The sequence below is a fragment of the Pseudomonas benzenivorans genome (genome assembly GCF_024397895.1).
GTDB classification, from domain to species: Bacteria; Pseudomonadota; Gammaproteobacteria; order Pseudomonadales; family Pseudomonadaceae; genus Aquipseudomonas; species Aquipseudomonas benzenivorans_A.
In genome coordinates this window covers 4,526,452-4,545,527 of record NZ_CP073346.1, presented here as the reverse complement: position 1 = coordinate 4,545,527, position 19,076 = coordinate 4,526,452, and the positions used below count along the sequence as shown (strand labels likewise).

The window sequence follows — 19,076 nt, the reverse complement described above, 5'->3', positions numbered from 1 at the left end:
TCGGCGGGCGTCCAACCCGAAGGGTCAGGCGCTGCCGGTCGACTCGAGGAAGTCCTGGGCGAAACGCTGCAGCACACCGCCGGCCTCGTAGATCAGCACCTCCTCGTTGCTGTCCAGACGGCAGGTCATCGGCACTTCGACGCGCTCGCCGTTACGGCGAGTGATGACCAGCGTCAGGTCCGCACGCGGCTTGCGCTCACCGACCACGTCATAGGTCTCGCTGCCATCGATGCCGAGGGTCAGACGGGTGGTGCCCGGCTTGAACTCCAACGGCAGTACGCCCATGCCGATCAGATTGGTGCGGTGGATGCGTTCAAAGCCTTCGGCCGCGATCACCTCGACCCCGGCCAGACGCACGCCCTTGGCCGCCCAGTCGCGGGAAGAGCCCTGGCCGTAGTCGGCCCCGGCGACGATGATCAGGTTCTGCTTGCGCTGCATGTAGGTCTCGATGGCTTCCCACATGCGCATGACCTGGCCTTCCGGCTCCACGCGCGCCAGGGAGCCCTTCTTCACCTGGCCGTCGACCACGGCCATTTCATTGACCAGTTGCGGGTTGGCGAAGGTGGCGCGCTGGGCGGTCAGGTGGTCGCCGCGGTGGGTGGCGTAGGAATTGAAGTCCTCCTCCGGCAGGCCCATCTTGTGCAGGTACTCCCCCGCCGCCGAGTCCAGCAGGATGGCGTTGGACGGCGACAGGTGATCGGTGGTGATGTTATCCGGCAGCACCGCCAGCGGGCGCATGCCCTTGAGCGTGCGTTCGCCGGCCAGCGCGCCTTCCCAGTACGGCGGGCGGCGGATGTAGGTGGACATCGGACGCCAGTCGTAGAGCGGGCTCTCGGCTTCCTGCACAGTGCCCAGGTCGAACATCGGGATGTAGACCTGGCGGAACTGTTCCGGCTTGACGCTGGAGGCGACGATGGCGTCGATTTCCTCGTCGCTCGGCCACAGTTCCTTGAGGGTCACCGGGTTGCCGTGCTGATCATGACCCAGCACGTCCTGCTCGATATCGAAGCGCACGGTGCCGGCGATGGCGTAGGCCACCACCAGCGGCGGCGAAGCCAGGAACGCCTGTTTGGCGTAGGGATGGATACGACCGTCGAAGTTGCGGTTACCGGAGAGTACCGCCGTGGCATACAGGTCGCGGTCGATGATTTCCTGCTGGATCGCCGGATCCAGCGCGCCAGACATGCCGTTACAGGTGGTGCAGGCGTAGGCGACGATGCCGAAGCCGAGCCGCTCCAGCTCGCTCAGCAGGCCCGCCTCCTCCAGATACAGCTTGGCGACCTTGGAGCCAGGCGCGAAGGAGGTCTTGACCCAGGGTTTGCGCAGCAGGCCCAGGGCATTGGCCTTCTTCGCCAACAAACCGGCCGCCACCACGTTGCGCGGGTTGGAGGTGTTGGTGCAGCTGGTGATGGCGGCAATGATCACCGCACCATCGGGCAGCAGGCCTTCGGCCTCCTCGGCCCTGGCGGCCGCCAGCTTGGCGTCGTCGGCAATGCCGCGCTCATGCAGCGCCGAGGTCGGCAGACGCTTGTGCGGGTTGGACGGGCCGGCCATGTTGCGCACCACGGTCGACAGGTCGAAGCTCAGCACCCGTTCGTATTCGGCAGTGACCAGCGCATCGGCCCACAGGCCTGTGGTCTTGGCGTAGTGCTCGACCAGCGCCACCTGCTCCGGCTCGCGCCCGGTGAGCTTGAGGTAGTCGAGGGTTTGCTGGTCGATGTAGAACATCGCCGCCGTGGCGCCGTACTCCGGGCACATGTTGGAAATGGTCGCGCGGTCGCCGATGGACAGGCTGTCCGCTCCCTCACCGAAGAACTCGACCCAGGCGCCCACCACGCGCTCCTTGCGCAGGAACTCGGTCAAGGCCAGGACGATGTCGGTGGCGGTGATGCCCGGCTGGCGCTTGCCGGTCAGCTGGACGCCGACGATGTCGGGCAGGCGCATCATCGAGGCACGGCCAAGCATCACGGTTTCCGCTTCCAGGCCGCCAACGCCGACGGCGATCACGCCCAAGGCATCGACGTGGGGTGTGTGGCTGTCGGTGCCGACACAGGTGTCCGGAAAGGCCACGCCGCCGCGCGCCTGGATCACCGGACTCATCTTCTCCAGGTTGATCTGGTGCATGATGCCGTTGCCGGCCGGAATCACATCGACGTTCTTGAACGCGGTCTTGGTCCACTCGATGAAGTGGAAGCGATCCTCGTTGCGCCGGTCTTCGATCGCCCGGTTCTTCTCGAAGGCCTCCGGATCGAAACCAGCGTGCTCGACGGCCAGGGAGTGGTCGACGATCAGCTGGGTCGGCACCACCGGGTTGACCTTGGACGGGTCCCCGCCCTGCTCGGCAATGGCGTCACGCAAACCGGCCAGGTCGACCAGTGCGGTCTGGCCGAGGATATCGTGGCAGACCACCCGGGCCGGGTACCAGGGAAAGTCCAGGTCGCGCTTGCGCTCGATCAGCTGCTTGAGCGAGTCGGTCAGCGTGGCCGGATCGCAGCGCCGCACCAACTGCTCGGCCAGCACGCGGGAGGTATACGGCAGCTTGGCGTAGGCGCCAGGCGCGATGGCGTCGATCGCCTCGCGGGTATCGAAATAGTCCAGCGAAGTACCGGCCAGGTGTTTGCGGTATTGGGCGTTCATCACTGGCGATCCTTGAGCGGCACGAACTTGAGGTCTTCGGGGCCGACGTAGTTGGCGCTCGGGCGAATGATCTTGCCGTCGATGCGCTGCTCGATCACATGACTGGACCAACCGGCGGTGCGGGCGATGACGAACAGCGGGGTGAACATGGCGGTGGGCACGCCCATCATGTGGTAGCTGACCGCGCTGAACCAGTCGAGGTTGGGGAACATCTTCTTGATCTCCCACATCACGCTCTCCAGGCGCTCGGCGATGTCGAACATCTTGGCGTTGCCCTGCTCCTCCGACAGTTCCCGGGCCACTTCCTTGATCACCTTGTTGCGCGGATCGGCGACCGTGTAGACCGGATGGCCGAAGCCGATCACCACTTCCTTCTTCTCGACCCGGGCACGGATGTCGGCCTCGGCCTCGTCAGGGTTGTCGTAACGCTTCTGGATCTCGAAGGCCACCTCGTTGGCGCCGCCGTGCTTGGGTCCGCGCAGCGCACCGATACCCGCGGCGATGGCCGAGAACATGTCGGAGCCTGTGCCGGCGACCACCCGCGAGGCGAAGGTGGAGGCGTTGAATTCGTGCTCGGCGTAGAGGATCAGGCTGGTGTGCATGGCGCGCACCCAGCTGTCCCGCGGCTTCTCACCATGCAACAGGTGGAGGAAGTGGCCGCCGATGGAGTCCTCGTCGGATTCCACCTCGACGCGCTTGCCGTTGTGGCTGAAGTGGTACCAGTACAGCAGCATGGACCCCAGGGAGGCCATCAGCTTGTCGGCGATGTCGCGGGCACCGGGATGGTTGTGGTCTTCCTTCTCCGGCGACAGGCAACCCAGGACGGAAACACCGGTGCGCATCACATCCATCGGGTGGGCGGACGGCGGCAGCTGCTCCAGGGCCGTCCTGAGCGCTGCTGGCAGGCCGCGCAGGGCCTTGAGCTTGGCCTTGTAGGCGGCCAGCTCGGCGACGTTGGGCAGCTTGCCGTGCACCAGCAGGTGGGCGATCTCCTCGAACTCGCACGTGGTCGCCACGTCGAGAATGTCATAACCGCGGTAGTGCAGGTCGTTGCCGCTGCGCCCGACGGTGCACAGCGCGGTGTTGCCGGCGGCGGTGCCGGAGAGGGCCACGGATTTCTTCGGCTTGAAGCCCGGAGCGGGGGTGCCTGTGGTCGTGCTCATCGATACTGTCTCCTGATCTAGTCCGTTTAGGGGCTGTCGACGGGCCGCTTATTTCTTGGCGGCGAACAGCGCGTCGAGGTGCTGCTCGAAAGCGTGGTAGTTGATGCGCTCGTAGAGCTCCATGCGGGTCTGCATGGTGTCGATCACGTTCTTCTGGGTGCCGTCGCGGCGCAGCGCGGTGTAGACGTTCTCCGCCGCCTTGTTCATGGCGCGGAAGGCCGACAGCGGGTAGAGCACCAGGGACACGTCGACGCTGGCCAGCTCCTCGGTGGTGTACAAGGGCGTCGCGCCAAACTCGGTGATATTGGCCAGGATAGGCGCCTTGACCCGGTCGGCGAAGGTCTTGTACATCGCCAACTCGGTGATCGCCTCGGGGAAGATCATGTCGGCGCCGGCCTCGATGCAGGCCGCGGCCCGATCCAGGGCGGCATTCAGGCCCTCGACCGCCAGGGCATCGGTGCGCGCCATGATCACGAAACTGTCGTCGGTGCGAGCATCCACCGCTGCCTTGATGCGGTCGACCATCTCCTGCTGGGAGACGATCTCCTTGTTCGGCCGATGACCGCAGCGCTTGGCGCCGACCTGGTCCTCGATATGAATGGCCGCGGCGCCGAACTTGATCATCGACTTGACGGTGCGGGCCACGTTGAACGCCGAGCTGCCGAATCCGGTGTCGACATCCACCAGCAGCGGCAGGTCGCAGACATCGGTGATCCGCCGCACGTCGGTGAGCACGTCGTCCAGGCCGGTGATGCCCAGGTCCGGCAGGCCCAGGGAGCCGGCCGCCACGCCGCCGCCGGACAGGTAGATGGCCTTGAAGCCGGCGCGCTGCGCCAGCAGCGCATGGTTGGCGTTGATCGCGCCGACGACCTGCAGTGGATGTTCGGCGGCGACCGCGTCGCGGAAGCGCTGGCCGGGCGTATTCAGACTCATGACTCACCTCTGGGTTTGGCTGTCTTGGATTGCGCGTCCTGCTCCGCCTGGGAACTGAAGTGACGCTCGATGTTGCGCTTGGAGGCGCCGATGTGACGGCGCATCAGCAGCTCGGCCAGCTCGCCGTCACGCTCGGCGATGGCGTCGAGAATTCGGTGGTGCTCGGCGAAGGCCTGGCGCGGGCGTTTGGGCGTCGCGGAGAACTGGATGCGGTACATGCGCACCAGCTGGTACAACTCGCCGCAGAGCATCTGGGTCAGGGTACGGTTGCCGCTGCCCTGGATGATCCGGTAGTGAAAATCGAAGTCGCCTTCCTGCTGGTAATAGCCACGCCCGGACTGAAAGGCCTCGTCCTGCTCATGGGTGTCCAGAACCCGCCGCAGCTCGTCGATCTCCGCCTGGCTCATGCGCTCGGCCGCCAGGCGACAGGCCATGCCCTCGAGGGACTCGCGGATCTCGTACAGCTCGATCAGCTCGGCCTGATTCAGCGATACCACCCGCGCGCCGACGTGGGGCACCCGCACCAGCAGGCGCTGGCCCTCCAGGCGATGGATCGCCTCGCGCAGCGGTCCGCGGCTGATGCCGTAGGTGCGCGCCAGCTCGGGTTCGGAGATTTTACTGCCCGGGGCGATCTCCCCCTTGACGATGGCGGCCTGGATGCGCCGGAAGACATGCTCGGACAGCGTCTCCGAATCATCCTGCACGTTACGGGGCATCTCGGTGGCATCCAGCATATTGTCGACACTATTTTGTTTTGATGGGGAAAAATTACGCCAACAACCCATTCCTGTCAAACACAACCAATACAGTGTCGACAATCTACCGAAACGCCTGATCTACCGATCCTTTGCGGAATTCACCTACGCATTTGCTTATAACCGTCTGTTACTGCTGAAAACCGCCATGCTAGAATGCCGCCCGTTTGGGCCTGGCCGGGCACCCGCTCCAGGCCTGCTAAACTCCAAGCCAGACGCACGGTGCCCTTGCGCCACGCCCGCCGGTCTTTCCGCTCAATTGTTGTGCGACATTCAATAGGACTTATGAGACTCGAGCCCTCCGCCCTGCTTTGCTGCCTGTTCCTGTTGCCAGGCCTGGGGCTCGCCGCGAACAAGACCGTCTACGGCCTCAACGAATACATCTGGCTGAACGATCTCGACCTGGAGGTTGCCGCGAAACTGGATACCGGAGCCAAGACCGCCTCCCTGAGCGCTCGCGACATCAGGCGCTTCAAGCGCGACGATGAAACCTGGGTACAGTTCTACCTGGCCATCGACGAGGCGCATGAGCATCCGATCGAGCGCCCCTTGGCGCGGATCAGCAAGATCAAGCGCCGCGCTGGCGACTATGATCCCGATGAAGAAAAAACCTACACCGCACGCCCCGTTATCGAGATGAAGGTCTGCATGGGCCAAGCCCTGCGCACCATCGAAGTAAACTTGACCGACCGCAGCGCCTTCCAGTACCCGCTATTGATTGGCTCCGAAGCCCTCAAACGCTTCAGTGCACTGGTCGACCCAAGCCTCAAATACGCAGCGGGGAAACCTGGCTGCACCACCGACGCAAACCCTGGCGAGTAACTCCCATGCGCTCTCTTACCCTGCATCTGAAAGTCCTGATCACGCTCCTGGTGAGCCTGGGCATTCTGATTACGGCTTACCAGATCTTCATTCTCGGCATCCCGGTGACCGAGGACGAGACGGACGACCTGTGGAACATCGACGCCAAAGTCGAGTTCCAGGCCAACCCTCGCGAGCCGGTCAAACTGCAGATGTTCGTGCCGCCGCTCAACCAGGACTACGTCAGCCTCAACGAGAGCTTCATCTCGAACAACTACGGCGTGAGCATCAGCCGCGCCGACGGCAATCGCCGGGTGACCTGGTCCGCGCGCCGTGCCAGCGGCAAGCAGACGCTGTACTACCGCCTGGTGCTGACCAAGCGCTACAGCGGCGAGCAGGCCAAGGCCAAGGGCCCGATCTTCCGTGAGAGCCTGCCGCTCGAAGGCCCCGAGAAGATCGCCGCCGAAGCCCTGCTGGCGCCGATCCGCCAGCACTCGGCGGACGTCGAGACCTTCATCAGCGAAACCATCAAGCGGGTCAATGACACCACCGACGACAACGTCAAGCTGCTGCTCGGCGGCGATGCCTCCAGCGCCAACAAGGCCAACGCCATCGACCTGCTGCTGTCGATCGCCCATGTGCCGATGGAGCGTGTCCACACCATTCGCCTGAACGCCGATGCACCGCAGAGCCCGGAGCTCTGGCTGCGCAGCTTCAACGGCGAGAAGTGGCTGTATTTCAGCCCGGAAACCGGCGAACAGGGCCTGCCAGCCGACCGCCTGATCTGGTGGAATGGCGATGCAGAGCTGGTCAAGCTGGAGGGTGGCAAGAAGGCCCAGGTCAGTTTCAGCCTGAACAAGAGCGAACTGAACGCCATCCGCCTGGCCAAGCTGACCGATGAAAGCACCGACGCCGACTTCCTCGGCTACTCGCTGTACGGCCTGCCGCTGTCCACCCAGCAAACCTTCCAGATCATGATGGTGATCCCGATTGGCGTATTGGTGATCCTGATCCTGCGCAACCTCGGTGGCCTGCAGACCCTCGGTACCTTCACCCCCGTACTGATTGCCCTGGCCTTTCGCGAAACCCAGATCGGCTTCGGCATCGTACTGTTCACCATCATCACCGCCCTCGGCCTGTCGTTGCGCTCGTACCTCGAGCACCTGAAACTGCAGATGCTGCCGCGCCTGTCGGTGGTGCTGACCTTCGTGGTGGTGCTGATCGCGGCGATCAGCCTGCTCAGCCACAAGCTCGGCCTGGAGCGCGGCCTGTCGGTGGCGCTGTTCCCCATGGTGATTCTGACCATGACCATCGAGCGCCTGTCGATCACCTGGGAAGAGCGTGGCGGCGCCCATGCCTTCAAGGTGGGTGTCGGCACCCTGATCGCAGCCAGCCTGTCCTTTATGGTGATGAGCATTCCGGAACTGGTTTACTTCATTTTCACCTTCCCGGCAGTGCTGATGATTCTGGTGGGCTTCATGCTGGCGATGGGTCGCTACCGCGGCTACCGCCTGACCGAGTTGTTCCGCTTCAAAGCCTTCCTGAAGGATTGAGCCATGTTTGGTCTCTGGAAAACCTGGCAGGCCCTTGAAGCCAAGGGCATCATGGGCATCAACCGGCGCAATGCGGACTACGTGCTGAAGTACAACAAACGGCACCTGTACCCGATCGTCGATGACAAGATCATCACCAAGGAGCGCGCCATCGAGGCGGGCATCCATGTGCCGCAGATGTACGGGGTGATCTCCACCGAGAAGGAGATCGACAAGCTTCCGGAGATCATCGACGGGCGCAGCGACTTCGTCATCAAGCCGGCGCAGGGCGCCGGCGGTGACGGCATCACGGTGATCGCCGACCGCTTCGAGGAGCGTTACAAGACGGTCTCCGGGCGGATCATCAGCCACGAGGAGATCGAGCATCAGATCTCCAACATCCTCACCGGCCTCTATTCGCTCGGCGGCCACCGCGACCGGGCGCTGATCGAGTACCGGGTGATTCCCGACCAGATCTTCAAGAGCATCAGCTACGAGGGCGTGCCGGACATCCGCATCATCGTGCTGATGGGCTACCCGGTCATGGCGATGCTGCGCCTGCCGACCCGCCAGTCCAACGGCAAGGCCAACCTGCACCAGGGCGCCATTGGCGTCGGCGTGGACCTGGCCACCGGTGTCACCCTGCGCGGCACCTGGCTGAACAACAAGATCAGCAAGCACCCTGACACCACCAATGCGGTGGACGGCGTGCAACTGCCGAACTGGAACGGTTTCATGAAGCTGGCTGCCGGCTGCTATGAGCTGTGCGGCCTGGGCTACATCGGCGTGGACATGGTGCTGGACCAGGAGAAGGGCCCGCTGATCCTGGAGCTCAACGCCCGTCCCGGCCTGAACATCCAGATCGCCAACGACTGCGGCCTCACCCACCGCGCCCATGCGGTCGAGGCGCGCCTGGTCGAACTCAAGGCCAAGGGCATCCAGGAGAGCCCGGAGGAGCGCATGCGCTTCTCCCAGGAATTGTTCGGCCACGCACCGACCGCAGAGATCTGATCGCAGACGCAGAAAAAAGCCCGGCCAATGCCGGGCTTTTTTCTTATCGCGCCCCCCTTCACAGGTCCCAACCCACTTCAGGCCTCGCCCAACAGGCCCGAGCTCTTGCCCCTGAGCACCGCCTGAGTGCGACTGCGCACGCCCAACTTGACGAAGAGCCGGTGCAGGTGCCATTTGATGGTCGCCTCCGACAAATGCAGGGCCTGGGCGATCTCGCGATTGGCCAGGCCGGCGGCGACCAGGCGCAGGATGTCCTGCTCCCTGTGGCTGACTGCCTGATGGTCATCCAGACTCTGCGGATCAACGCCCAGCCGAAGGCACTGCTCGTGCAACTGAGCGCCCAACTTCCGCCAGCCCCTGGCGCGCTCGGGATGGGCCGCCTTCCAGGCATCCCAGAGCGGCAGCAACCACAGCGCGTCGTCCAGGAACAGGCGTCGATAACCCCTCTGCCAGGCGTCCTCCATACTGGCCTGGAACAGCGCGAAGGCCCGCTCGGCGCCCTCCGCGCGCCAATACGCCACTGCCAGCAACAGGCACAGACGCAGGCGGCGTTCGCACTGGTGCTCGGCGGCCTGCTCACGTAGGCAGGCTTCCAGCAACTCCACGGCCTTGTCCGCCCGGCGCTCGGACAAGGCCAGTCGCGCCTGACCCAGCACAGAGGCGACCGCGGCATCGCCGGTGCGCCCTGTCGGCAGTGCCGCCAGGTGCCGCTGCAGTTGCGCGGAGGTTCGTTCGGCCTCGTGGGGGCGGCGCAGCCAGAGGAGAAACTGCACCCTGCAGCCCATGGCCTGCGCGTAGACGCGCTCATAGCCCGGTCCACTCAGCGCCGCCAGCCAGGCATCGAGTTGCTGCAACGCCGCCTCGCCCTCGCCGCCATAGAACCGCGCCCGCACCATCACCAACTGGCCACGGCTGACCAGCTCGATCGGCGTGGCGAGATCCCGCCGGGAGGTGGCCAAGGGCAATTCGGCGAGGATCGCAGCGTGCAGATCCTGCTCATACAAGATGTCGGCGTAGGCCAGGGCCAGCGCGCCATCCACCCGGCTGCGCCGGCCGAATGCCCGCTCGGCACGGGCACGGGCGACTTCCGCCAGGGTACGGCCCCGCTCCAGCCGCCCCTGCTCCTTGCACAACAGCGCTTCGATCAGCCCGACCACCGCGTGCAGGTATTCGCTGTTGGCGCGCCGCAGGCTGTCTCGGGCCAGGCCTATCGACCGCGATGCCTCGCCGAAGTCGCCGAGCAAGGCATACGCCGCTGCCTGCACGCAGGCCAGGCCGGCGCGAATCTCCGGCTGCTCAATCGGCACCCGGCCGAGCCAACGCTGGCTGATGGCCAGGCAGCTTTCCAGCCGATCCTGATAGAGCTGCACCAGGGCCTTGATCAACTGGGCCACCACCAGCAGCCCGGGCTGTCCGTTCTGCCGCGTTTGAGCCCCCGACTGCAGTCGCACGCCGATGTCCTCGATCAGCGCTTCGGCATCGGCGTACTTCTGTTCGAAAGCCAACTGCCAGGCGTAGAAAACCTGGAACACCGGGTACTCGTGGACCACGTCCGGCGGCAGCGCCTCGACGCTTGCGAGGATGCCGTAGAGCCGATTATTGGCCAGCAGGCGCGTACCCTGCTGTGCCAGAAAAGCGGCCGCGAACCCGTATTCGCGGGCACGCAAGGCGTATTCGACCGCCATGTCCGGCAGGTTGTGCTGCTCACACCAGCGCGCGGCGGCAAGCTGCAATGGACCAGGATCGCCGCGCCGCAACAGGCGTGCGCGCAGGCACTCGGCGAACAGCGGATGGTAGCGGAACCACTTGCCCTGCTCGCCCGTTGGCATGATGAACAGCTCTTCATGCTGCAAACGCTGCAACATTGCCGCGGCATCGTCACGGCCGGTGAGCACGTTGCACAGCTCGACATTGAGCTGATCGAGCACCGAGGTCAGCTCGAGGAATCGCTGCAATTCCCGGGGTAGCCGATCCAGTACATCCTCGCCCAGGTAGTCGGCGAGGTTGCGCTCGCTACCGGACAATTGCGCGATGTAGGCCGCCGGATCCGCATGTCCGGCCAGGGACGAGGCGACCAGGTGCAACGCGGTGATCCAGCCCTCGCAGCGCTCATGCAGCCGCTCGACCTCGCCGCTGCTCAGGCGCAGCCCCCGGCATTCGCCAAGGTAGCTGGCGGTTTCCTCCAGGCGCAGGCGCAGATCCTCGCCCCGCAACCAGAAGGCCGTGACCCCGGACGCCAGCCGGCTTTGGTCGAGCTCCGGCCGGCGCCGCATGCCGGCGATCAGCCGAACCTGATCGGGCAGTTGCTCGATCAGGCACTGCGCCAGCGGCCCGAGACCGGGGTGACGGATACTGTGGAAGTCATCCAGAATCAGGTACAGCTCGTCTTCGACCCCCCTCAACTCGCCGAGGAAAACGTCGACCAGGACTTCCGCCGGCTGGCGCCCCTCCAGCAACAAGCCCGGTAGTGGACCGCCGAACCCCGGCAGCTGCTCGGCGATGGCCGCGACCAGATAGCGCAGCAGGCGCAGCGGCTCGCTGTCGGCTTCATCGCAGGACAGCCAGGCCACCCGCGCCCCTGACGCCTGCAAGCGCAGGCGCAACTGACCGAGCAGGCTGCTTTTGCCGAAGCCGGCGGGGGCACAGAGGATCGTCAGGCGCCGGTCGCGGGCAGCGAGCAGCCGCTGGACCAGACAGGTTCGCAGCAACTGCGGCCCCGTCCCGGTGCTACCGGGAGCCAGCTTGGTGCGCAGCAGCGGCAGGGACGCTGGCGCTGGCAGGCCTTCGCGGCTCATGAGCCGACCAGCCCCAGTTCCTGGGCTCGACGAACCGCCTGGGTGCGGTTCCGTACCCCGAGCTTCTCGTAGATGTTGTGCAGGTGCCATTTGACGGTGCCCAGGGCCAGGGCCAGGCGCTCGCCGATGGCGACATTGGACAGGCCCTCTGCCGCCAGCTGGACGATCTCGTCCTCGCGCTCGGTCAAGCCCTCCGCGAGGGGGGGCGGACTCTGATGGCCGACCTGCCCCACCCAGAGCGCCAGGATCGAGCGGATAAAGCCCTGCAAGGCCGGTTGTCGCTCCGCCGCCTCGTGCTGCAGCAGCAGCGCTTGCGCCGGCGCCCCCTCCTCGATGAACAGGCTGCGCAATCCCTCGTGTTCGGCACCCAGCAGACATTGGTCCAGCAAGCACTGCGCACGCCCCTGATAGCCCAGGTGCTGATGGCTGAGCGCGGTCAGCAGGTCGAGCCGCAGGCGTTGCGTGCCGTGCCAGTCGTCTCGCAGCAGGCGGCGCAGCTGGCTGATCTCGTGCAGCGCCTCGCTGTAGTGCGCGCGCGCCTGCAACAGGCGGATGCGGGTCAGCCCCTGACCCCAGAGCACCGGATTGCAGCCCATGTGCCGGTAGTGCTCGGCCAGCCCGCTCCAGTCGATACTCTGGTAACGCTGCTCGGCGCGCTTGAGACGATCGCCAGCGGGCTCCTGGAGCAGCTGCGCCACCTCCTCGCTGGCTGCCTGGGCATAGAAGCGCCATGCCTGGCTGCCCATTGCCAGGTCTTGCATCTGCCTCAGGGTGGCGAAGGCTTCCTTCGGCTTGGCCAGGGCCCTCTGGGTCTGGGCCAGGCACAGCATGCCCTGGGCGTACAGGTCGAGCGGATTGATCACGTCGACTGTCGCCAAGGCCCAGCGCAAGCGTTCCTCGACGCCTTCCAGGCGCCCCTGGCGGTAGTCGATCAGCGCCTGGCTGATGGTCGGCAGCGCCAGTGCGCGGGAGTCTGGCGCGAAGCAGGGCATGGTCCGCGCACGCAGCTGCGCGAACAGCCGCTCAGCCCGCTTGACCTGCCCCTGCTCCAGGCACAGAAGGACTTCCACGTGGGCCATCTGCATGGCCAGGTAATGCCCTTGCAAGAACTGATGCCGCTGCTGCGCCAGGGCCAGCTGGCGGCGGGCGACTTCGGCCAGCCCCAGCATCACGTTGGCCAGCGCGCCGACGATCAGCATCGCCACTTCGAGGAAGGCGGCGTGCTGCCCCAGCTGCAGCTCGACCCTGTGCGCCAGGGCCGCACAGCCAGGCAGGTCGTCCTTCTGCAGGGCGATCAGCGCCTTGATCGTCAGGGTCGCCAGCAGTCTGTCGTTGAGCGCCGCGGGGCCGCCCGCCGGGTCCCAGCGCCGCAACTGCGCGTCCAGCATACGGTTGGCCTCGGCCAGCCCCAGCTCGGCGGCACGGGTCCAGACATCGGCCAGCACCAGCATCGGAAATTCCGCGGCGATCTCGTCCGGCACACGCTGACGCCACCGATGGATCAGGTGCAGCTGACCGCGATTGATCAGCTCCAGGCCGCAACCATCCACCAGTGCGGCGAGCATCCGCGGGTCTTCGGCCAGGCTGGCATGTTCGATCGCCAGGATCTGCATACGGTGATTGGCGAACCACAGGCTCGCCCTGAAGTGCAGCTGCCTGCATCGCTCGGGCGCGCGCCCGCGCAGACGCCCGCGAAGGAACTCGGCGAACAGGTTGTGGAAACGATACCAACGGCGCTCGCGATCGAGCGGCAACAGGAACAGCTGCATGGCCTCCAGCGTCTCCAGCTGCTGCTGGCCATCCTGGCGCCCGGTCAGGGCGTTGGCCAGATCACCGCAGAGCTGCTGGGCGACGCCCAGGGTCTCCAGCAGGCCCTGCTGCGCCTCCGGCAACTGCTCGAACACGCGGTGCAGCAGGTAGTCGCCGACGCTTGCCTGGCCGGGACCCAGCCCGGCCAGTTGCTGCCAGGCCTGGGGCTGATGACGCAACCAGAGACTGGCCAGGTGCACGCCGACCATCCAGCCCTCGGTGTGACGGTACAGGGCAGCGAATGCCGCGGCCTCCAGCTGCAGGCCATGGCGCGCCAGATAGTCGCGGGTTTCCGCCTGGCTCAGACGCAGATCACGCTCGCCAAACTCCACCAGCAGGCCCTTGGCGCGCAGGGTCGCCAGGCCGAGCGCCGGTTGCGAGCGGCTCGCCAAGGCCAGCACGAAGCCCTCGGGCGCATACCTGATCAAGCGCTTGAGCGCCGCCAGCAGCTCGGCATGCTGGATCAGGTGCAGGTCGTCCAGCACCAGCAGCAGGGGCCTGTGCACCTGCGCCAGGTCCGCCAGCACGATTTCCATGAGCGCGGCCACCGGCACGCCCATGGCGTTCTGCAGGTAGTCACGGGCCTGGCTGCCGAGCCCCGGGACCTGCCTGGCGAGGACCTCGATCAGGTGCAGGAAGAACCGAGAGGGTTCGTCGTCCCCGGCGTCCAGCGACAGCCAGGCCACCGCATACCCGGCCTGCGCGCGCTGCTGCGCCAGAACCCCCAGGGCGCAGGTCTTGCCGAAGCCGGCCGGCGCCGAGAACAGCAAAACCCGGGCCTGGGGATGCGCCAACAGGGTCGCCTCGATCCGCGGCCTGGGGAATAGATCGATGGCCCCTTCCGGCGCGCAGAGCCTCGAACGCAGCAGGCTCTCGGCGGCAGGATCGAGCGTCGACTCCATGGCTTTGATCCCTTGACTGGTCATAATCTGGCACTATCGTGCCTGTTATTTGCCGACCGGCCATACTAATCAGCAGAGACCGGCCGAGCAAACCTACGCGCAAACCCTAGGATGAATGGTGACGGCGTTCTACAATCGGCGTCCGCGCTTGTCCGAATACCTCGAATGTCTACTTGTCTCGTTCACCCCCTGCCCTATCGCGCCGACCCTGCCGACTATTTCGCCGCCGTCCGCCTGGCCCCGGGCGCGGTCTTGCTCGACGCCGGACGTCCGGCGGCGCAGCGCGGACGCTATGACCTCATCAGCGCCTGGCCATCGGCCGAGTTCGCCCCGTCACCCGACGAGCCGGCCGCTGACTTCCTGCAGCGCCTGCGCGATGGATTGGCCGGGCTCGGCAGCGCCGAGCCGCCCAGCGACTGCCCCCTGCCATTCGCCGGCGGACTGATCGGCTATCTGGGCTATGACTTCGGTCGTCGCCTGGAAAAACTGCCCGCGCAGGCGGTCGACGACCTCGGGCTGGGAGATGCCCGCTTCGGCCTCTACGCCTGGGCCCTGATCAGCGATCACCAGCGGGCGACCACGCAGCTGCTGTTTCATCCATCCCTGGCGACTGAAGAGCGTGTGCGCCTGATCGCCCTGTTCGAATCCGTGACCACCGAAGAGGCGCCCGCCTTCGAGCTGCTCGGCCCCTTCCAGGCCGACCTTGACGAGACTGGCTATCGCCAGGCCATCGAGCGTATCCAGGCCTATATCCAGGCCGGAGACTGCTACCAGGTGAACTTTGCCCAGCGCTTTCGCAGCCACTACCGGGGTGATCCCTGGAGCGCCTACCGGGCGCTGCGCGGCGCCTGCCCGACGCCCTTCGCCGGCTACCAAACCCTGCCGGGCGGGGCGATCATCAGCCTGTCGCCGGAGCGCTTCATGCGCGTCAGCCAGGGCCTGGTCGAGACCCGGCCGATCAAGGGCACACGGCCACGGGATGAAGACCCGCGGCAGGACGCCGCCCAGGCAGAGGCCCTGATGAGCAGCCTGAAAGACCGCGCCGAGAACCTGATGATCGTCGACCTGCTGCGCAACGACCTGGGCCGCAGTTGCCGTACCGGCTCGGTGCGCGTACCAGAGCTGTTCGCCCTGGAGAGCTACCCCAACGTCCACCACCTGGTCAGCGCGGTGACCGGCGAGCTGGCCGCGGACAAGGATGCCCTTGACCTGATCGCCGGCAGCTTTCCTGGCGGCTCGATCACCGGCGCGCCGAAGATTCGCGCGATGCAGATCATCGACGAGCTGGAACCCACCCGCCGCGCACTTTACTGCGGCTCGCTGCTCTACCTGGACGTTCGCGGGGAAATGGACAGCTCGATCGCCATCCGCAGCCTGCTGGCCAAGGATGGGCAGATCTGCTGCTGGGGCGGCGGCGGGATAGTCGCGGACTCCAATTGGCAGGCCGAATACCAGGAGTCGATCACCAAGGTGAAGGTGCTCCTGGAGACTCTGGAGCAGTTCTGCCACTGACGAAAAAGGCCCGCAATCGCGGGCTTTTTTCTAGCGGCAGGCGCTTACAGGCTCAGCGGCCGATTGGACGCCTTGAGGAACTCGCGCTTGAGTTCGTCAAAGCTGTGGACCGCGGGAAACTGCGGAAACTCGCGAATCACATTGTCCGGCGCATGGAACAGGATGCCGGCATGGGCCTCGCTGAGCATGGTGGTGTCGTTGTACGAATCACCTGCGGCAATCACCCGGTAGTAGAGACTCTTGAAAGCGATCACCGACTGACGCTTGGGGTCCTTCTGGCGCAGCTGGTAGCTGACCACGCGGCCGCTGTCGTCGGTGATCAGCTTGTGGCACAGCAGGGTTGGAAAACCCAGCTGGCGCATCAGCGGCTGGGAGAACTCATAGAAGGTGTCGGAGAGAATCACCACCTGGAAGCGTTCGCGCAGCCAGTCGATGAACTCCACGGCCCCCTCCAGCGGCTTGAGAGTGGCGATCACCTCCTGGATGTCCGCCAGCTTCAGGCCATGCTCGTCGAGGATGCGCAGGCGCTGCTGCATCAGCACGTCGTAGTCGGGAATGTCCCGGGTGGTCGCCTTCAGCGCTTCGATGCCGGTTTTTTCCGCAAAGGCAATCCAGATTTCCGGAACCAGTACGCCTTCCAGGTCGAGACAAGCGATTTCCACGGCACACTCCTAGCTTGGGCTTGAATGAAGGCGGCACTCTAGCCGCTCCCGCAGTGCCCGCGCAACGCGGCCTCTTATATTCAAATGCAGTGGTCGACATGGGATTTGATTATTTAGCCGCATAACGCCTTTTTGCTACCATCCCCGGCACAGAGCGCCGGCGGGCGTGTACAGAATGCACCGGCTTGCCACAAACAAGCCGAGTCTCCCCCGCTGCAGCGACCACAACCAGGAATCTAGCCCGATGAGCCATCCCTTCGATGTAGCCGAACTGGCCGCGACCTATGCGAACAAGTCGCCCCAGGACATTCTCAAACTCGCCTTCGAGCACTTCGGCGATGAGCTGTGGATCTCCTTCAGCGGCGCCGAGGACGTCGTGCTGGTGGACATGGCCTGGAAGCTCAACAAGCAGGTCAAGGTCTTCAGCCTCGACACCGGCCGGCTGCATCCGGAGACCTACCGTTTCATCGACCAGGTGCGCGAACACTACGGCATCGCCATCGAAGTATTGTCGCCCGAGGCCAAGGCTCTGGAGGCGATGGTCAAGGAAAAGGGCCTGTTCAGCTTCTACAAGGACGGCCACGAGGAGTGCTGCGGCATCCGCAAGATCGCCCCGCTGCGCCGCAAGCTGGCCACGGTCAAGGCCTGGGCCACCGGCCAGCGCCGCGACCAGAGCCCCGGCACCCGCAGCCAGGTCGCCGTGCTGGAGATCGATGGCGCCTTCTCCACCCCGGACAAGCCGCTGTACAAGTTCAACCCCCTGGCGCAGATGAGCAGCGAGGATGTCTGGGCCTATATCCGCATGCTCGAGCTGCCCTACAACAGCCTGCACGAGCGCGGCTTCATCAGCATCGGCTGCGAACCCTGCACCCGCCCGGTCCTGCCCAACCAGCATGAGCGTGAAGGGCGCTGGTGGTGGGAGGAAGCCACGCAGAAGGAATGCGGGCTGCATGCCGGCAACCTGATCGCCAAGGAGTGATTGCCGACCAGGCGCCGACGTGACGCTCGCCATGACGAAAATGCCTGCATCAATCGATGCGGGCATTTTTTTGCGCCGCCCGCGCGAAGTTCGACGGGGGAGCATGGCCTAATGCCTGCGCCGCCGGCCTGGTGCCTACCGCTCAATATCAGGCACACAGACGTTGTGCTCCCAGGGGACCGCTGTAACAATTCGCCCTTTTGACGCTACGCAAGAATGCAGACCGTACCGGCGATCGAGGAGCCTTGCCATGACCATGCAGCAAACCATCAGCAGCGCACTGGGTGTGCGTCCGCTTGCTACCGCGGAGGAGTTCGCCGCGGAAATCGAGCGTCGCCTGACCTTCATCAAGGACAGGCTTGCGGCGTCCGGCTGCAGCACCCTGGTCCTTGGCATCAGCGGCGGCGTCGATTCCCTGACGGCCGGTTTGCTCTGCCAGAGAGCGGTCAGCGAACTGCGCGCCGAGGGGCAGCAGGCGGAGTTCATCGCCGTCCGCCTGCCCTACCGTGAGCAGCAGGACGAGGTCGATGCCCAGTTGTCCCTGCGGGTCATCAACCCCGACCGCATCGAGACGGTCAACATTGCGGCCTGTGTCGACGGTTTGATGAACGCCCTGCAACCGGCCGACAGCCCCACCAAGAACGATTTCGTCAAAGGCAACATCAAGGCACGGGCCCGCATGATCGCGCAGTACGCCCTGGCCAATTACAACAGCGGCCTGGTGGTTGGCACCGACCATGCGGCCGAGGCACTCATGGGATTTTTCACCAAGTTCGGCGATGGCGCCTGCGACCTCGCCCCCCTGACCGGCCTGGTCAAGGGCCAGGTACGCCGGATCGCCACGCTACTGGGTGCGCCGGAACAACTGGTGTACAAGACCCCCACCGCCGACCTGGAAGAACTCGAGCCCGGCAAACCCGACGAAAAGGCCTACGGCTGCACCTATGAACAGATCGATGACTTTCTGCTCGGTCGCACCGTAGCCGAAGAAGCCGAACAGCGAATCATCCAGACGTACCGCAGAACCGAGCACAAACGCACCCTGCCCTACACGCCCTGAACGACTCAGCGGTGCGGTGGCGGCAACCCAGGCGCTTGAGCCGAGAGACAGCGACGGCGACGGCGACGGCCGCGCCCCGGCTCGCCGGCTACGCCTCAGCCTGCTAGGTTTGCTGAAGAACCGTCAGCTGGCTGAGGCGACATGACCCAGGATGAAATAGCCCGTTTCTGCCTTGAACTCCCTGGCGCCCGCGAGGACTTCAAGTGGGGTAACAACCAGGTGTTTTCCGTGGCCGGCAACAAGATGTTCGCCGTGCTCAACTTCCTTGGCCATAACCTGGCCTTCAAGGTGGACGACGACCTGTTCCTCGGCTACGTCGATCGCCCGGGCATTCGGCCGGCGCCCTATCTGGCGCGGGCCCACTGGATCAGCATGAGCTGCGCGCAGCTGCCTATGGGCGACGCCGAACTACGCCAGCTACTGACCCGCTCCCATCAGCTGGTCGTGCGCCGGCTACCCAAACGCCAGCAGCTGGGCCTGTTGCTCGACGACTGAGGCCGGGCAAGGCCCTGGCCGACTGCCGAG

General features: G+C 65.3%; 14 protein-coding genes. 7 read left to right on the top strand and 7 right to left on the bottom strand.

What is annotated here, in order from left to right; translation table 11 throughout:
• Positions 1-24 precede the first annotated feature (24 nt).
• From acnD to KDW96_RS21100, 4 genes are read right to left on the bottom strand one after another with little or no spacing between them, the layout of a single operon-like run.
• The gene (gene acnD / locus KDW96_RS21115; protein WP_255838170.1) at positions 25-2,637 is read right to left on the bottom strand and encodes a Fe/S-dependent 2-methylisocitrate dehydratase AcnD; all 2,613 of its coding nucleotides are present in this window, start codon (positions 2,635-2,637) and stop codon (positions 25-27) included.
• On the bottom strand, positions 2,637-3,800 hold the full coding sequence (gene prpC / locus KDW96_RS21110) for a bifunctional 2-methylcitrate synthase/citrate synthase (RefSeq protein WP_255838169.1): 1,164 nt from the start codon (positions 3,798-3,800) through the stop codon (positions 2,637-2,639). The genes acnD and prpC overlap by 1 nt, the downstream gene beginning before the upstream one ends.
• A 48-nt stretch (positions 3,801-3,848) precedes the next feature.
• Positions 3,849-4,733, bottom strand: coding sequence for a methylisocitrate lyase (gene prpB, locus KDW96_RS21105; protein WP_255838168.1), 885 nt, complete (start codon positions 4,731-4,733; stop codon positions 3,849-3,851).
• Positions 4,730-5,467, bottom strand: coding sequence for a GntR family transcriptional regulator (locus tag KDW96_RS21100; RefSeq protein WP_255838167.1), 738 nt, complete (start codon positions 5,465-5,467; stop codon positions 4,730-4,732). Before KDW96_RS21100 ends, prpB begins: the two co-directional genes overlap by 4 nt.
• A 306-nt stretch (positions 5,468-5,773) precedes the next feature.
• Between KDW96_RS21100 and rloA the strand changes: the two genes are divergently transcribed.
• From rloA to KDW96_RS21085, 3 genes are read left to right on the top strand one after another with little or no spacing between them, the layout of a single operon-like run.
• On the top strand, positions 5,774-6,310 hold the full coding sequence (gene rloA / locus KDW96_RS21095; RefSeq protein WP_255838166.1) for a retropepsin-like aspartic peptidase RloA: 537 nt from the start codon (positions 5,774-5,776) through the stop codon (positions 6,308-6,310).
• A 5-nt stretch (positions 6,311-6,315) separates the two neighbouring features.
• Complete coding sequence (gene rloB / locus KDW96_RS21090; protein ID WP_255838165.1) at positions 6,316-7,842, top strand: osmotic stress tolerance membrane protein RloB; 1,527 nt, start codon at positions 6,316-6,318, stop codon at positions 7,840-7,842.
• Positions 7,843-7,845: 3 nt separating this feature from the next.
• The gene (locus KDW96_RS21085) at positions 7,846-8,832 is read left to right on the top strand and encodes an alpha-L-glutamate ligase-like protein (RefSeq protein WP_255838164.1); all 987 of its coding nucleotides are present in this window, start codon (positions 7,846-7,848) and stop codon (positions 8,830-8,832) included.
• Between the two features lie 77 nt (positions 8,833-8,909).
• On the opposite strand, the gene KDW96_RS21080 is transcribed toward KDW96_RS21085, so the two are convergent.
• Positions 8,910-11,627 (bottom strand): winged helix-turn-helix domain-containing protein, encoded by a 2,718-nt coding sequence (locus KDW96_RS21080; RefSeq protein WP_255838163.1) that lies wholly within the window; start codon positions 11,625-11,627, stop codon positions 8,910-8,912.
• On the bottom strand, positions 11,624-14,338 hold the full coding sequence (locus KDW96_RS21075) for a winged helix-turn-helix domain-containing protein (RefSeq protein ID WP_255838162.1): 2,715 nt from the start codon (positions 14,336-14,338) through the stop codon (positions 11,624-11,626). Before KDW96_RS21075 ends, KDW96_RS21080 begins: the two co-directional genes overlap by 4 nt.
• Before the next feature lie 165 nt (positions 14,339-14,503).
• Here KDW96_RS21075 and pabB point away from each other — a divergent pair, with 165 nt between their 5' ends.
• A complete protein-coding gene (gene pabB, locus KDW96_RS21070; protein ID WP_255838161.1) occupies positions 14,504-15,850 on the top strand; it encodes an aminodeoxychorismate synthase component I in 1,347 nt (448 codons plus the stop codon).
• 44 nt (positions 15,851-15,894) lie between these two features.
• On the opposite strand, the gene thrH is transcribed toward pabB, so the two are convergent.
• Positions 15,895-16,512: a bifunctional phosphoserine phosphatase/homoserine phosphotransferase ThrH gene (gene thrH, locus KDW96_RS21065; protein ID WP_255838160.1), complete on the bottom strand. Its 618-nt coding sequence runs from the start codon at positions 16,510-16,512 to the stop codon at positions 15,895-15,897.
• A 244-nt stretch (positions 16,513-16,756) separates the two neighbouring features.
• Between thrH and KDW96_RS21060 the strand changes: the two genes are divergently transcribed.
• The 3 genes from KDW96_RS21060 (at position 16,757) to KDW96_RS21050 (ending at position 19,046) form a co-directional block, all read left to right on the top strand.
• The gene (locus KDW96_RS21060) at positions 16,757-17,491 is read left to right on the top strand and encodes a phosphoadenylyl-sulfate reductase (RefSeq protein WP_255838159.1); all 735 of its coding nucleotides are present in this window, start codon (positions 16,757-16,759) and stop codon (positions 17,489-17,491) included.
• 250 nt (positions 17,492-17,741) lie between these two features.
• Positions 17,742-18,551: an NAD(+) synthase gene (gene nadE, locus KDW96_RS21055; protein WP_255838158.1), complete on the top strand. Its 810-nt coding sequence runs from the start codon at positions 17,742-17,744 to the stop codon at positions 18,549-18,551.
• Positions 18,552-18,692: 141 nt separating this feature from the next.
• Entirely contained in the window at positions 18,693-19,046 is a 354-nt protein-coding gene (locus KDW96_RS21050) for an MmcQ/YjbR family DNA-binding protein (RefSeq protein WP_255838157.1), read from the top strand.
• Positions 19,047-19,076 lie beyond the last annotated feature (30 nt).

Coding starts and splice junctions, on each gene's coding strand:
- acnD (WP_255838170.1), bottom strand. CDS start 2,637: ATGAACGCCCAATACCGCAAACACCTGGCCGGTACTTCGCTGGACTAT.
- prpC (WP_255838169.1), bottom strand. CDS start 3,800: ATGAGCACGACCACAGGCACCCCCGCTCCGGGCTTCAAGCCGAAGAAA.
- prpB (WP_255838168.1), bottom strand. CDS start 4,733: ATGAGTCTGAATACGCCCGGCCAGCGCTTCCGCGACGCGGTCGCCGCC.
- KDW96_RS21100 (WP_255838167.1), bottom strand. CDS start 5,467: ATGCTGGATGCCACCGAGATGCCCCGTAACGTGCAGGATGATTCGGAG.
- rloA (WP_255838166.1), top strand. CDS start 5,774: ATGAGACTCGAGCCCTCCGCCCTGCTTTGCTGCCTGTTCCTGTTGCCA.
- rloB (WP_255838165.1), top strand. CDS start 6,316: ATGCGCTCTCTTACCCTGCATCTGAAAGTCCTGATCACGCTCCTGGTG.
- KDW96_RS21085 (WP_255838164.1), top strand. CDS start 7,846: ATGTTTGGTCTCTGGAAAACCTGGCAGGCCCTTGAAGCCAAGGGCATC.
- KDW96_RS21080 (WP_255838163.1), bottom strand. CDS start 11,627: ATGAGCCGCGAAGGCCTGCCAGCGCCAGCGTCCCTGCCGCTGCTGCGC.
- KDW96_RS21075 (WP_255838162.1), bottom strand. CDS start 14,338: ATGGAGTCGACGCTCGATCCTGCCGCCGAGAGCCTGCTGCGTTCGAGG.
- pabB (WP_255838161.1), top strand. CDS start 14,504: ATGTCTACTTGTCTCGTTCACCCCCTGCCCTATCGCGCCGACCCTGCC.
- KDW96_RS21060 (WP_255838159.1), top strand. CDS start 16,757: ATGAGCCATCCCTTCGATGTAGCCGAACTGGCCGCGACCTATGCGAAC.
- nadE (WP_255838158.1), top strand. CDS start 17,742: ATGACCATGCAGCAAACCATCAGCAGCGCACTGGGTGTGCGTCCGCTT.
- KDW96_RS21050 (WP_255838157.1), top strand. CDS start 18,693: ATGACCCAGGATGAAATAGCCCGTTTCTGCCTTGAACTCCCTGGCGCC.